Below are 13,778 nucleotides of genomic sequence, written 5' to 3' on the forward strand. Positions count from 1 at the left end.
CAGGGTGGAGGATGTGCGCCTGCGCGGCCGATGCTCATCGGGTCTCTGGCCGCCCGCTACGCCGCCACAGTCCCTTGAGCAGCGTGGCGGCCAGCGCGGGCAACCCTGGGCGGATGAAGAGCCAATCGCGGATTGCCGGGCCGCGCAGTGCACCGATCACCTGCTTGTAGCCGCCGTCACCGGCTCCCCAATCAACGGCGCTGATGCCTTCATCGGCTCCCTGCACCAAGTTACGATAATAGAGCAGCTTGCCTGGAGAATGTTTTGCGAATGCAGGATCATAGCTATTCGCGATCGCGTATTTCAGCGACCCGGCATTCACGTCGAATGAAAAGGCGGCAGGCGCGCCTCCTACGTGCAGCGTTGCCGCCCACATCATCTCCGCCAGCACCGGGTCCTTCGCGGCCGCACGCCAGAAGGTCCCGTGCCCTTCTCGCGTGAACTTGGCGTCGGATCCGTCGGTGCGCGCGGCGATCCAGCTCTTTTGCTCGATTGTGGCAAGATCATCGAAAACAGCGTCACACCAGCCAGCGCCGGTAACGAAGTTCCACGCCAATGGGCCGTGACTGCCCAGGTGTTTCTCGTGAAAGCGGTTCTTGCGCAGCGTCGAGTTGCGCGGCCAAGGACCGTCGGAGCGCAACGCCGCGATGTCGAGCAGGAAGCTGTCGGCAACGAAGCGGTCGAGCACCGCCCACCCGCCGGCATGTGCCGCCGCCTTGAGCAACTGCAGGGCTGGATCACCATCATAGATGGGTCCCAGCCTTAGGCCCGTGGCGTGCTGCGCCAGGCCGCTCAGCAATGCGGCAGCTTCATCGCCGCCTGCGTGGACGCTGACCGGGAAGCTTCGAAAGGGCCAGTAGCAGCCCGGAACGGATTTGAGACCCAAGCGGCTCGGGCCAACGGGCACGACCGGCATGGTGATGATCCGTTCGCCTTCGCGCGTGACCATCAGTGTGTCGGCCTCTCCACCATATGCGTCGAGCGCGGCGGCGAACCACGCCTTGCGAAGAAAGCGGTGGGTCGGTGCCGCAGCCGCCGCGACTTCATCAATGGCGCTGGAAAGGCCGTCCACCCACTCCACCGCCAGCGCTGGCGACAAGCGCGTGAAGCTGGCGAGCGGTATCGGCTTGGTCATGGCCGACATTTAGCCACTGCGGGTTACCAACAGGTTTGACGCGGAGCGCTCGGCATCGTCATATGTCAGAGACATGGAAAGCCCGTATCTCTCAACCGTCGCCACCACGATCCAAACCGCCATCGCGCCGGTGTTCCTGCTGGCCGGATTGGGCGCCATCCTGAACGTCATGGTGGGCCGCCTTGCCCGCATCGTCGACCGGGCACGCAAGCTCGAGCAGCTTCACCCCAGCTCGACCGGGCCCGAGCACGACCGGCACGTGTGGGAATTACGGCTGATCAACCGGCGTATTTCCGTGATCAACACGGCAATCTTCCTGTGCGTATCCAGTGCGCTGGCGACTTGCCTGGTGGTGGCGTTGATGTTCGTGTCGGGGTTGTTCTCGCTGCATGTCGGCGGGATCATTGCCGCTACGTTCGTTGTCTCGATGGTGCTGCTGATGGCGTGCCTGATCTACTTCCTGTTTGAAGTCCGCATGTCGCTCGGCGCGATTCACGTGCGTGAGGAATTGCTGGAACTTGAGAAACGGTGACGCCGTTTGCGGAGAAGCGGCTGCTGCAAGCGGCGATGGCAATCACGCTGTTGCTGCCGTTGAGCGCCGCGCTGTCTGGCGTGATTTCCGGTCCCGGGTTTCTAGGCCGCCCGCCGCTGGTGCCGACGGATCTGGACAGCCACTTCCGCTACATGTCCGGAGTGTTCCTGGGCATGCTGCTGCTGTTTGCGAGCTGTATTCCGCGCGTTGAGCACAAGGGTGCGCGGCTGCGGATGCTGGGAGCCGTGGTGGTGCTGGGTGGTGTTGCACGGCTATGGTCGCTGGTAAGCGTGGGCGTGCCTTCGATCGGGCATCAGGTCGGGCTGGGAATCGAACTGGTCGAGCTGCAGCTGTTGTTGTTGTGGCAGAGCAGGATTTCGCGGCGATTTGGCAGCTGATCAGTCGTGTACCCCCGTCCAGCCGCCGCCAAAGGCGCGGTACAGATCGGTAAGGGCAGTCAGACGGTCCAATCTCGCCTGGATCAATGTCAAATCGGCGGACAAGAGACCGCGCTGCGCGTCCAGTTGCTCGATATAGGACGCGTAGCCGGCCCGGTACCGGCTGCTGGCGTGCACCAGCGCCTCGGCAAGCGCGGCACGCTGTGCTCTGACTTCGGCTTCCACCCGAGCCTGACGCTCGACTGCGGCCAAGCCGTCCTCGACTTCGCGCAAGGCAGTAAGAACTGACGTGCGGTATTGTATCGCCGCCTGATCGCGCTGCGAAGCCGCGGTTTCAACGCCAGCACGCAGCCGCCCGCTGTCGAAGATCGGTGCCAGGACACTGCTCCCCAGCGAAAACAACGTGATTGGATCGGCGAGCACGGAGGACAGTGCCACGCCAGCACTGCCGGTTAGGCTGATGCGCGGCAGGAACTGAGCGCGCGCCGACTCAAGCCGCGCGTCGCTGGCGGCAATGCGCGCTTCGGCTGCGAAAATGTCAGGACGGCGGCGCAGCAGGTCGGAAGGCAGCCCGCCGGGCACCGCCGGCAGCACCAGATCGGCAAAGGCCCGCCCACGGGGGATTGAAGTCGGCGCTATGCCGAGGAGCACGCCAAGCGCGTTTTCGGAACGGCGGATGGCAAGTTCGGTTTGAGGCACCACCTGCGCCGTGGCGCGATATTCGGCCTCGGCCTGATTGAGTTCAAGGCGCGAGGTGTAGCCCGTGTCGGCGCGGCGGCGCGCAACGCGGAGCGCCTCGCTGCGCGCGGCAAGCGTATCGCGGGCAACCTGAAGGCGCGCGTCGAGAGCGCGCAGAGCCAGATAATTGGAGGCTGTCGTAGCGGCGATCGTCAGAGCAGTGGCATCGCGCGCGGCTTGGGCCGCGATCGTGCCCAGCCGCGCCGCCTCCCGCGCCGGGCGATTGCGGCCGAACACGTCGAGTTCATAGGCGACGGTGAGCGCCGGCGACGCCTGGGTCTGTTCGAGTGGAGTGCCGAGCGCTCCGACAGAGCGGGACCGCGCAGCCGACGCACCGGCGCTGATATCGGGCGACAGCACGGCGCGAGCGAGCCGTTCCTGGGCGCGCGCTTCCTGTATGCGGGAGGCGGCGAGCGCAATGTCCGGATTGTTGGCCAATGCCTGGCGCACAAGGCGGCCTAGCACCGGGTCGCCGAACGCGTTCCACCATTCCGGCTGAACCGTCCCGCCAGACGTACCGGCTTCACGCCACGTTTGCGGCACCTGGGGGCCGGCGGGCGGCGCGGTGCGCGGACCAGGCCCGGCACAGCTTACCAGCAACAGGGCAAGGACCAGCGCGCGCTTCAATGGAGGCCCTCCACCCGCGCCCGCACCGACATGCCCGGGCGCAGGCGCTCGGAAAGCGGCTGGTTGGGATCGATGCGGATGCGGACGGCGATACGCTGCGGGATCTTCACGAAATTGCCGGTGGCGTTATCAGGGCGGATGACCGCGAACTCAGAGCCGGCGGCAGGCGCGAGCTGTTCGACGCGGCCAGTCAGGCGGGCGCCGTCCAATGCGTCGACGGTGAAGCTGGCGCGCTGGCCCGGTCGCATCTTGCCGGTCTGGGCTTCCTTGAAGTTCGCGGTGACCCAGAGCATGCGCGGCACCACGGCCATCAGCTGGGTGCCGGCGGTGACATATTGCCCCTGCCGCGCGCCGATCTCGCCGAGCTGGCCGTCGACCGGGGCGCGGATCACGGTGTTGGCCAAGTCGATCTGAGCAAGGCGAAGCGCGGCCTGCGCACCCTGTACCCCTGCCTCCAGCCCGCCGCGGCTGACCTGCACGGTGCGCACTTCCTGCTGGGCGATGATGCGCGCGGCAGCGGCCTGGTTCACGGCGGCCTGCGCCTGGCGGAGCGAGGCGAGCGTCTGGTCGCGTTCGCGCAACGACACCGAACCGTCGCGGACGAGATCGTTGACGCGGCCCATGTCGGCCTGGGCGCGCATCAGCTGGGCGCGGGCGTTTTCGACCGCCGCTTCCTGCGAACCGACGCTGGCCGCGCGCGAGGCGGCGGCTTGGGCTGAATTGGCAAGCTGGGCGAGCTGATTGGCGAGCGTGGCCTGCGCCTGGTCGACGCGCTGCCGATAGATGCGGTCATCGATCCGGGCGAGCACAGCCCCTGCCCGCACCTGCGCAAAGTCCTGCACCGGCACTTGCGTGACATAGCCGCTGACCTGCGGGCTGATGATCGTCACCTGGCCGCGGACATAGGCGTTTTCGGTCGATTGCTTGTCCGTAGCGAAGGGTCCGACGCGGAAGGTCATCAGGATGGCGACCAACGCGGCGACGAAGATCACGGCGGCAATGAGCAGCGAGCCCATGGTCGGGCGCGGCGGGTTCCAGCGGCGCGCCGCCGGCGCCGGCGGCGGATCGCCCCCCTCGGTTGCCGCCGCGGTCGCCTGATCCGTTTCCGCTGCGGCGGACGCAGAGGCCCGTTCAGCCATTCACTTCGCTCCTGCCTGTGCCGCGGCTTTGGCGAGATTGTCCCGCCGGATCCGCATGATGTGGACCGAGGCCCAAATGATCGTTCCCGCCGCGATCGCCGCGATCAGGAGGAAAACATCGTTATAGGCCAGGATGTTCGCTTCACGACTTGCTTGTTGCGCCAATATTGCCGCGCCCTCGGCCTGACGCAGCGCGGGATCGACCAGCACCCTGCCATAGGCGCCGGCATTCTGCTGCACGCGCTGGACGATCTGGGGATCGGCGGCGACAAGATTGGCGACGATATCGGCACTGTGGACTCGTTCGCGCATGACCTGGAACGTGCCGAGCAGCGCCGATCCGAACAGGCTGCCGACGCTCTGGGTGATGCTGAAGAGCGCGAAGAAGCTGACGAAATGGGTCGGCCCCTGCGCCAGCGCGCGCGTGAGGCCGATCATCATGGCGGGACCGATGAACAAGGCGGTGGCGAAACCCAGGAAGGCCTGGCTGACGTACATGTCGTGCGGCCGAGTGAGGTTCGTCGAGTGCGAGTCGAGCAGCGCGCCGATGCAGATCAGGGCCAGCGCGATCAGAATCGGCCGCCCCAGGAAGAGCGGGTCCATGGTCCAGGCGCTGACGACCGCGCCGCCCAGCGTGGCGAGCAGCACCACCAGATAGAGCATGCGGATCTGGTCGGCACCCATGCCGACGACCGAGAGCAGGCCCGACGCGCCGATGCTTTGTTCGGACAGCACCACGCGCACGAGGATCGAGACGAGCGCAAAGCGCAGGATATCGCCGCTGGCCAACCAGCGCGTATTGAGCAGCGGATTGCGTCGGTTGTGCTCGATGAAGAAGGCGATCGGCAGCAGGATCGCCGCCCCTACGAGGGCAGGCGCGATCCACGGCGATTCGAACCACCACAAGGTACGCCCCATGCCCAGCACCGCGCAGAGCAGGGCCATGCCACCAGCGAAGAAGGGAAAGGTGACGAAGTCCATCTTCTCGAACGTCTTGATACGCTGCACCGGCGGCAGCGCGAGCAGGCGCACCGCCGCAAGCGAGGCGAGCGCGAGCCCCAGCTCGAACAGATACATGGTCTGCCAACGGTCGGGCTCAAACGCTTCGCTAGGGAACAAGCGGGCGAGCGGGATCGCGGTTTGCGGCAGCGTGATCGCGAACACGATGCCCTTCAGCCGGTGCGCCGGGGTCGGCACCTGCACCATGTAGAGGAAGCCCACCGTGCTGCACGCCGCCGCCGCGATACCGCTGACCGCGCGAACAGCTACGGCGGTGGCGAAATCATGGGTGACGAGGTGCGCCGCGGTGGCGAGCGCGAATAGGATCAGGAATATCTGCGTGAACAGACGGATGCCGAATTGCTGGCGGAACTTGATCAGCACCAGGTTCGCCGACACGTTGGTCATTACATAGACGGTGGGCAGCCACTGAATCTCGGCCTGGTAGAGGCCCAGCGATCCTTGCAGCGTGGTGAGATTGGCGGCAACGATGGCGTTGCCGAGGGAGCCGGCCATCAGCACCAGCACCGCGACCGCCGCATAGGCAATGCGGCGCGAGGGCGGGTGCCAGGGTGTAGGTGGAGAGCCCGGGATCGGCGAGCGTTCGTGCGGCGCGGGCTGCCATTCTTCCTGGTCACCCGTTGCTGCCAAAGTCGTCGCCATGGGCGCATAAAGCGGCAACGGAACGTTCGATCCAGTGCCTGATGCAAGTTAGCGGTTGCAAGCGATGCATTTAGAAAACGAAACAAGCGCCAGCGGCACGCCCGGGTGGTCCACGCCAAATTTTTTTGGTTCCGCCTGTGTTCTCTTGCCTTTCGCAAAGGTCAGGATTGACCATGCGTCGCGGCGCCTTCGCGCCTGGCTACAATGGTCCGACGCAACCGCACTGCAGATTTAGGACTTGTACCAGTCGGCGCTTTGGCACAATTTCTAGTGGTTGCACCAAGGAGCAGCCTCTAGCGCTGGTGATGCGCCGACTGGGTCACCATATGCCAGGAGGGCGTCAGCGGGTTCGGCCCAAGCACGATGGACTTGCTTTGTTCTCGCGCCTAGGCTCCCGGCCAAGCCCCTTGAGTCGCATGCATTCCGCCGGTGCGCGGAGCCGGTGAACGCGTGATCGAGGGCTAAGTTATGGAATTCAGGGACACGGGAACCAGCGTGAACGAGATCGTCGCCGAAACCGAAACCGCCGCCCCCAAGGCTGCGCCCAAGGAGCGGGACAGCCGCGCCATCAATCCACGTCCCTATCCGGTCGAAGTCGATCATAGCCGCGACGCGCTGCTGACCGAATTCGGCAAGGAGACGCTGAAGGACCGGTATCTGTTGCCCGGCGAAACCTTCCAGGACCTGTTCGTGCGCGTGGCCTCTGCCTATGCCGACGATGGCGCCCATGCCCAGCGCCTATACGATTACATCTCCAAGCTGTGGTTCATGCCCGCGACGCCGGTGCTGTCGAATGGCGGCACGGGGCGCGGCCTGCCGATCTCCTGCTTCCTCAACTCGGTGCCTGACAGCCTGAACGGCATCGTTGACACCTGGAACGAGAATGTGTGGCTGGCCTCGCGCGGTGGCGGCATCGGGACCTATTGGGGCAGCGTGCGGGGCATCGGCGAGCCGGTGGGCCTCAACGGTAAGACCAGCGGCATCATCCCGTTCGTCCGAGTGATGGATTCGCTGACGCTGGCGATCAGCCAGGGCTCGCTGCGCCGCGGGTCGGCGGCGTGCTATCTCGACGTGTCGCATCCCGAGATCGAGGAGTTCCTCGAGATCCGCAAGCCGTCGGGCGATTTCAACCGCAAGGCGCTCAATCTGCACCACGGCGTGCTGATCCCCGACGCGTTCATGGAAGCGGTGCGCGATGGCGCCGAATGGGCGCTCAAGTCTCCCAAGGACGGCAGCGTCCGCGCCACAGTGGACGCGCGCGCGCTGTTCCAGAAGCTGGTCGAGACCCGGCTGGCGACCGGCGAGCCGTACATCGTGTTCGCCGACCATGTGAATTCGACCATGCCCAAGCATCACCGCGATCTGGGGCTCAAGGTTTCGACGTCGAATCTGTGCAGCGAGATCACGCTGCCGACCGGCAAGGATCACCTCGGGAACGAGCGCACCGCGGTGTGCTGCCTGTCGTCGATGAACCTCGAGACCTGGGACCAGTGGAAGGACGAGAAGGGTTTCGTCGAGGACGTGATGCGCTTCCTCGACAACGTCCTGCAGGACTTTATCGAGCGGGCCGAGCCGGGGATGGAGAAGGCCGCTTATTCCGCCGCGCGCGAGCGTTCGGTTGGGCTGGGCGTGATGGGCTTCCACTCGTTCCTGCAAGCGCGCGGGATCCCGTTCGAGGGCGCCATGGCGAAGTCGTGGAACCTGCGCATGTTCAAGCAGATCAAGGCGCAGGTAGACGAAGCTTCGATGCAACTCGCGATCGAGCGCGGCCCCTGCCCCGACGCCGCCGACATGGGCGTGATGGAGCGCTTCTCGTGCAAGATGGCGATCGCGCCGACCGCGTCGATCTCGATCATCTGCGGCGGCACCAGCGCGTGCATTGAGCCGATCCCCGCCAACATCTATACGCACAAGACGCTCAGCGGCTCGTTCGTGGTGCGCAATCCGTATCTGGAGAAGCTGCTGATCGAGAAGAGCAAGAATTCCGAAGCGGTGTGGAATTCGATCCTGGAGATGGGCGGGTCGATCCAGCATCTCGACTTCCTCAACCCAGAGGAAAAGGACTGCTACAAGACCAGCTTCGAGATTGATCAGCGCTGGATCCTGGAGTTGGCCGGCGACCGTGCGCCTTATATCGATCAGGCGCAGTCACTGAACCTGTTCATCCCGGCCGATGTCGAGAAGTGGGATTTGCTGATGCTCCACTTCCGCGCTTGGGAGCTGGGCATCAAATCGCTTTACTATCTGCGCTCCAAGTCGGTGCAGCGCGCGGGCTTTGCCGGCGGGGTGGAAGCGGACAACACGATCGAGAAGCCGCAGTTCAACTTGGGCGAAAGCACCGATTACGACGAGTGCCTGGCGTGTCAGTAGGGACCAACGGATTGCGGCCGGCGCGCTGATCGCGCGCTGACTGCATCCGATTCTCAGACCCGCGCCATGTGGTCACGCATCCTCGGCCTGTTCGAACCCTTCGTGCTTGCGCTGCTGGGAACAGTGGCGCTCGCCAGCATCCTGCCAGTGCGGGGCGCGGCGGTCCCGTGGTTCGATGCGCTCACCACCGCGGGCATCGTGCTGCTGTTCTTCCTGCACGGCGCCAAACTGTCGCGCGAAGCGATCTGGGAGGGCGCGCGCAACTGGCGGCTGCACCTGGTGGTGCTAGCGACCACCTTCCTCTTATTCCCTCTGCTCGGGCTGGGGTTCGCGGCGCTGCCGCTGCTTGATCCGGCGATGGCGGCGGGGCTGCTGTTCCTCACGCTACTGCCTTCGACCGTACAGTCCTCGATTGCCTTCACGGCAATCGCCCGGGGGAACGTGGCCGCTGCGGTGTGCAGCGCCTCCTTTTCCAACCTGATCGGCATCGTCGTAACGCCAATGCTGGTCGCGCTGCTCATGGTCCTTCCGGGCGGACAGACCGGCATTTCGGCCGAGTCCATCGAAACGATCGCGTTGCAGCTGCTGCTGCCGTTCGTGCTGGGGCACGCAGCGCGCCCGTGGATCGGCAGCTTTGTCGGACGTCACAAGCAGCTGGTGTCGCTGGTCGACCGCGGCTCGATCCTGCTGGTGGTTTATGCCGCCTTCAGCGCGGCGGTCGTCGAGGGGCTGTGGCGGCAGGTATCGGGCGAAGAGCTTACGCTGGTGCTGCTGTCGTGCTGCCTGCTGCTGGGTACCGTGCTGCTGCTCACCTGGCTGATGGGCCGCTGGTTCGGCTTCCCGCGCGAGGATGCGGTGGTGCTGCTGTTCTGCGGATCGAAGAAGAGCCTCGCCTCGGGCGTGCCCATGGCGGGTGTGCTGTTCCCGGCCGCGCAGGTTGGGGCAGTGCTGCTACCGGTGATGCTGTTCCACCAGATTCAGCTAATCGCCTGCGCCGTGATCGCGCGGCGCTATGCGACGCAAGCTGCCGACTAGCACCGGCGTTCAGGACGGCGATTCGACCCGGTCGGGACCGACGGCCCGCATTACCCCCGGCGGACCGCCGCCCCGCTAACGGAGGCGATGGTCAGGCGAGCCGCACCGCCTCTTCGGCCAGATCGCACAGCGTGATGGCTTCGGATTGATCGCCGATCTGGGCGTCGATGAAGAAGCTTTCGGCGCCGCTCCCGCCTTTGCCGGGGCGGCGGTGCAACGCGGAACGCGCGATGGTTTCGAGCTTGTCGACGACGAGCCCGTTGAAGCGGCCATCTTTTTCCACCACCAGCACAACTGCATCCGGCCGGGCCTCGCCGCCTGGCTCCCCATTGCCTAGATCGAGCAGCGGCAAGGGTGCGTCATGATAGCTGGCGATACCTTGCAGCGCCGAGCCCGACCGGTTGAGGCCTGTGCGCTCCTGCGGAAACGGAATGATCTGCTTCACCGAGGAAAGCGCCGCCGCCCGTCGCCGTTCGCCAGCGACAAACACCAGGAAGGGCTGGCGATCCTCGGCGACAGCCGGACCGGCAAGGGCATTGCGCGCCGGCACAGCCTGGGCGCGGCTGAGCGCGCCGATCATGCGAAGCGCATCGCTGCGTATCAGCGCGTCACCGTCTAGCAACAGGTTCTGCCGCCCTTCATGATCGACGATTGCCCCGCGGAACAGCGTCAGCCGTCCGGCCAGCGCCTCCGGCAATGGCCGGATCGAGCGCTCGCCGATCGGCAGGATACGCTGCACCCGGTCGATCTTCACACCAAGCAACTGCTTGTCGTCGATACGCAGGATGATGACGGCGCCCGTCGACTTGTCTTCCGCGCGGCCGGATAGGCCGAACAGCGCCAGATCATCTACCACCGGTACTTCCTGGCCCAGATACGGCACCACGCCGATCCATTTGCTGGAAGGCGCGGGGCTCGGGCGCAGCAGCGCGCTGGGCACCGTGGCGACCACCAGCCGGGCGTCGAGCGCCAGATTGGCGCCTGCCACGCTCACCAGCACCGCGGCGCTGCGGTTGCTCGCACTGCTAGCTTCGCCGCCGCCGCTCGCCTCGCGCGCATGGGGTACGCCCGGAAGCGCAAGCACAGCGGCGGGATCAAGCAGGCCGACCAGCGCGTCCGCATATGGGAAGCTGCTGGATACGATGCGGTGATCCTCCACTCCGGATACCGTGAAGGGCTGGATCGAGTCGCGCGCGATCCGGGCGAGCCCGGACACCGAGTCCATGATGATCCCGATCAGCGCGGCATCATGCCGCAGGATCAGCACCACGCCGCTTTCGCTGTCGCCACGGGGGCCGAAGCCCAGCAACGGCGCGGCGTCGAGCACCGGGACGACGCGCCCGCGGATCACGATGGAGCCGGCCGATGCCTCCGTTTGGGAAAAGCTGGGCTGCAGCTTGTCCGGCAACGGCACCACTTCGCGAACATTGGCCGCAGGCACCGCAAGCTGGCGCCCGCACAGCTGCATTAGTCCGACGTCGAGCAGGCTGACCTCGGCGTCTTCCAGCACCGCCGCCGCGTCGGCTGCGGAAAACGCGGCAGGCGCGTTCACCCGTGCGCCTGAGTCGAAGACGCGAGGTCACCGATCAAACTGACGACCTTGAAGGTCAGGTCTTGTTGCGTGCCGGCCGAGTCAGCGATCTGAGTAATCGAGCGGGCGGTCTTCTCCACGCTTTTGACGATGCCTTCAAAGGCGGCGCGTGCAGACTGCGAACGCTCGGTGCCATGCGCCACGCGCTCGCTCGATTCCTCAATGAGGCGCGAAATCTCGGTCGCGGCCTCGGCGCTGCGCTCGGCCAGCTTGCGCACCTCTTCGGCGACGACCGAGAAACCGACCCCATGTTCGCCCGCGCGCGCCGCTTCGATCGCGGCGTTGAACGCCAGCAAATTGGTCTGGCTGGCGAGTTCACCGATGACGCTGACGATCTTCGCGATTTGCCCCGAGGAGCGGCTGATCAGTTCGATCGATTCGATCGCGTTGTTGATCGCTGCGCTGCCTTGGGTCGCGGCGCCGTCGGTCTCTTCTGCCAGCGCCGTCGCGCCGCGTGCGCCTTCGGAGATGCTGGTGATAGCCTTGGTCAACTCGGTGACCATGTCCTGCATGTCTTGGCTCTTGGTCGCGATCTTGTGCTCAAGCTCGACCTGCGCCGAGATGTCATAGGCGTGCTTGATCACCCGGACCGGCCGTCCGGAGAGATCATAAACCGGGCTGTAGCTCGCTTGGATATGCACATCGCGGCCGTATTTCCCGACGCGATGGAAGCGGCCGGAATGCGTATCGCCGGAATTCAGACGACGCCAGAACTCGCCATACTCCTTTGATTTGAGATAATCGGGCATGCAGAACATGCTGTGATGCTGGCCGACGATCTCGCGCAGCGAATAGCCCATCACCGCCAGGAAATTGCCGTTCGCGGTAAGAACATTCCCGTCCATGTCGAACTCGATGCTCGCTTGGCTGCGCTCGATGGCCTCCAGCCGGTTCTGCACTTCGATCGACTGAAGCTTCGCCTCAGTGATATCCAAAGCATAGGTGACCAGCTTGTACGGCTTGCCACAGGTGTCCAGGATCGGGTTCACCGTGGCACGCGTCCAAACCTCGCGCCCGCCCTTGGCGATGCGCTTGAATTCGCCGGAAAGGAACTCTCCCTGCGAAAGCCCTTCGGCGCGCTGCCGATAAGCTTCGCTTTGCGCGAGCGACGGCTCGACCATCATGCGCTGGTCCTTGCCCCGGATCTCCTCGATCGAATACCCGATCATGTCGAGGTAATTCTCGTTGGCGTACAGCACGGTGCCGTCAAGCGAGGTTTCGATGACGCACGACGCGCGGCTGATCGCATCGACCTTGCCCTGAAATTCCAGGTGGCGGCGCTTGGCCTCGGTCATGTCGGTGGCGTATTCGACCACCTTCCAGGGCTTGCCATCCAAGTCGAGGATCGGGTTAAAGCTGGCATAGACCCAAACCTCGCGGCCGTCCTTGGCCTGTCGGCGGAACTCGCTGGCTTCATGCTCGCCGCGCGCCATCTTGTACCAGAACTGGCGATAGTCGTTGTGGATATGGCAGCCGGGATGCGAGGTTGCCTCGTGCGGCAAGCCGACGAGTTCCTCGCGGCGATAGCCCAGCATTGCACAGAACATGTCATTGGCGTGCAGCAGCTTGCCCGACAGATCATATTCGGCGACCGCATGCTGGCGGCCGACCGCTTCTACCTTGCCCTCTGCTTCCGCGGCGGCCAGACGCTGGGCGGTCACGTCCATGGCATATTTGACGATCTTGATCGGCCGTCCGCGCAGGTCGAAAATCGGATTGTACGTGGCCTGGATCCAAATCTCCTTGCCGCCCTTCGCGAGCCGCTTGAATGCACCGGACTCAAATTCGCCTCGGCCAAGCTTCTCCCACAACCGCGCGTAGTCGGCAGATCGTGCATATTCTGGTGTACAGAACATGCGATGATGCTGCCCCTCGATCTCGTTCAGCGTATAACCCGTAACGGCCAGAAAATTCTCGTTCGCGGTGAGCACTTTGCCGCTCAAGTCGAACTCGATGATGGCTTGGGCGCGGCTGATCGCGGACAGCAGTCCTTCGTGCAGGATGCTCTCCTGCCGCGTGTCTGTGACGTCCATTGCGATCTTCACGATGCGGACCACAGTGTCGCCTTCGAGCACCGGATAATATTTGGCTCGGATCCAGACTTCACGCCCGTCTCGCGCCACGCGCTTGAACTCGCCATCCTTGGCATTGCCGCTACGCAGGCCGAGCCAGAAAAGCTCATATTCCGAACTGTTGGCAAAGCCGGTGTCGCAGAAGATGCGGTGGTGTTGGCCGATCACTTCCTCGGGCGCATAGCCCATCAGGTTCAGAAACAGCGCATTGGCGCGAAGCACGGTGGCGTCGGGAGCAAACTCGATAACGGCTTGGGACTGGTCGAGCATCAGGCCGAGTTGCCGCAGCATGGCGTCGGCGTCATGCGCCGCGGACGTGTCGAGCTGACGAGTGTGAGCGGTCATGCGAGCCTTCCAGAACCTGTGCCTCGCCGGGCGCGGATCGGGCGCCCAGCGGGGCGCTTGAACCTTTGGCCAGCCTCAACATTATAGAGCGGACAGGAACAGAAATGTTCGATTAGTATAACTACTTAGCGGCT

10 protein-coding genes are annotated in these 13,778 nt (G+C 64.8%); 4 read left to right on the forward strand and 6 right to left on the reverse strand.

Features of this window, described 5'->3' with window-relative positions:
* Positions 1 to 34 precede the first annotated feature (34 nt).
* On the reverse strand, positions 35 to 1,144 hold the full coding sequence (locus FHT02_RS06400) for a GNAT family N-acetyltransferase (RefSeq protein WP_246352228.1): 1,110 nt from the start codon (positions 1,142 to 1,144) through the stop codon (positions 35 to 37).
* A gap of 64 nt (positions 1,145 to 1,208) precedes the next feature.
* Between FHT02_RS06400 and FHT02_RS06405 the strand changes: the two genes are divergently transcribed.
* Together FHT02_RS06405 and FHT02_RS06410 are read left to right on the forward strand one after the other, a co-directional pair.
* Entirely contained in the window at positions 1,209 to 1,667 is a 459-nt protein-coding gene (locus FHT02_RS06405) for a DUF2721 domain-containing protein (RefSeq protein WP_184085701.1), read from the forward strand.
* A 35-nt stretch (positions 1,668 to 1,702) separates the two neighbouring features.
* Positions 1,703 to 2,065: a DUF4345 domain-containing protein gene (locus tag FHT02_RS06410; RefSeq protein WP_184085703.1), complete on the forward strand. Its 363-nt coding sequence runs from the start codon at positions 1,703 to 1,705 to the stop codon at positions 2,063 to 2,065.
* On the opposite strand, the gene FHT02_RS06415 is transcribed toward FHT02_RS06410, so the two are convergent.
* From FHT02_RS06415 to FHT02_RS06425, 3 genes are read right to left on the reverse strand one after another with little or no spacing between them, the layout of a single operon-like run.
* Positions 2,066 to 3,430 carry an efflux transporter outer membrane subunit gene (locus tag FHT02_RS06415; RefSeq protein WP_246352229.1) on the reverse strand — a complete coding sequence of 455 codons (1,365 nt, stop codon included), beginning with the start codon at positions 3,428 to 3,430 and terminating at the stop codon, positions 2,066 to 2,068.
* On the reverse strand, positions 3,427 to 4,569 hold the full coding sequence (locus FHT02_RS06420) for an HlyD family secretion protein (protein WP_184085705.1): 1,143 nt from the start codon (positions 4,567 to 4,569) through the stop codon (positions 3,427 to 3,429). Before FHT02_RS06420 ends, FHT02_RS06415 begins: the two co-directional genes overlap by 4 nt.
* Entirely contained in the window at positions 4,570 to 6,231 is a 1,662-nt protein-coding gene (locus FHT02_RS06425) for an MFS transporter (protein ID WP_184085707.1), read from the reverse strand.
* 468 nt (positions 6,232 to 6,699) lie between these two features.
* On the opposite strand from FHT02_RS06425, the gene FHT02_RS06430 reads away from it, so the two are divergent.
* Both FHT02_RS06430 and FHT02_RS06435 read left to right on the forward strand, forming a co-directional pair.
* Entirely contained in the window at positions 6,700 to 8,601 is a 1,902-nt protein-coding gene (locus FHT02_RS06430) for a ribonucleoside-diphosphate reductase subunit alpha (RefSeq protein WP_184085709.1), read from the forward strand.
* Positions 8,602 to 8,667: 66 nt separating this feature from the next.
* Positions 8,668 to 9,636 (forward strand): bile acid:sodium symporter family protein, encoded by a 969-nt coding sequence (locus FHT02_RS06435; protein WP_184085711.1) that lies wholly within the window; start codon positions 8,668 to 8,670, stop codon positions 9,634 to 9,636.
* Between the two features lie 91 nt (positions 9,637 to 9,727).
* Here FHT02_RS06435 and FHT02_RS06440 read toward each other — a convergent pair whose 3' ends face one another.
* Both FHT02_RS06440 and FHT02_RS06445 read right to left on the reverse strand, forming a co-directional pair.
* Positions 9,728 to 11,188 (reverse strand): chemotaxis protein CheW, encoded by a 1,461-nt coding sequence (locus FHT02_RS06440; protein WP_184085713.1) that lies wholly within the window; start codon positions 11,186 to 11,188, stop codon positions 9,728 to 9,730.
* Complete coding sequence (locus FHT02_RS06445; RefSeq protein WP_221239336.1) at positions 11,185 to 13,644, reverse strand: PAS domain-containing methyl-accepting chemotaxis protein; 2,460 nt, start codon at positions 13,642 to 13,644, stop codon at positions 11,185 to 11,187. The genes FHT02_RS06440 and FHT02_RS06445 overlap by 4 nt, the downstream gene beginning before the upstream one ends.
* Between the last annotated feature and the right edge of the window lie 134 nt (positions 13,645 to 13,778).

The sequence above is a fragment of the Sphingomonas xinjiangensis genome, from assembly GCF_014199255.1.
In the GTDB taxonomy this organism is placed as follows: domain Bacteria; phylum Pseudomonadota; class Alphaproteobacteria; order Sphingomonadales; family Sphingomonadaceae; genus Sphingomonas; species Sphingomonas xinjiangensis.

What these genes read in the sequence shown, in the direction of transcription:
- FHT02_RS06400 (WP_246352228.1), bottom strand. Translation starts at nt 1,144, where the DNA reads ATGTCGGCCATGACCAAGCCGATACCGCTCGCCAGCTTCACGCGCTTG.
- FHT02_RS06405 (WP_184085701.1), top strand. Translation starts at nt 1,209, where the DNA reads ATGGAAAGCCCGTATCTCTCAACCGTCGCCACCACGATCCAAACCGCC.
- FHT02_RS06410 (WP_184085703.1), top strand. Translation starts at nt 1,703, where the DNA reads ATGGCAATCACGCTGTTGCTGCCGTTGAGCGCCGCGCTGTCTGGCGTG.
- FHT02_RS06420 (WP_184085705.1), bottom strand. Translation starts at nt 4,569, where the DNA reads ATGGCTGAACGGGCCTCTGCGTCCGCCGCAGCGGAAACGGATCAGGCG.
- FHT02_RS06425 (WP_184085707.1), bottom strand. Translation starts at nt 6,231, where the DNA reads ATGGCGACGACTTTGGCAGCAACGGGTGACCAGGAAGAATGGCAGCCC.
- FHT02_RS06430 (WP_184085709.1), top strand. Translation starts at nt 6,700, where the DNA reads ATGGAATTCAGGGACACGGGAACCAGCGTGAACGAGATCGTCGCCGAA.
- FHT02_RS06435 (WP_184085711.1), top strand. Translation starts at nt 8,668, where the DNA reads ATGTGGTCACGCATCCTCGGCCTGTTCGAACCCTTCGTGCTTGCGCTG.
- FHT02_RS06445 (WP_221239336.1), bottom strand. Translation starts at nt 13,644, where the DNA reads ATGACCGCTCACACTCGTCAGCTCGACACGTCCGCGGCGCATGACGCC.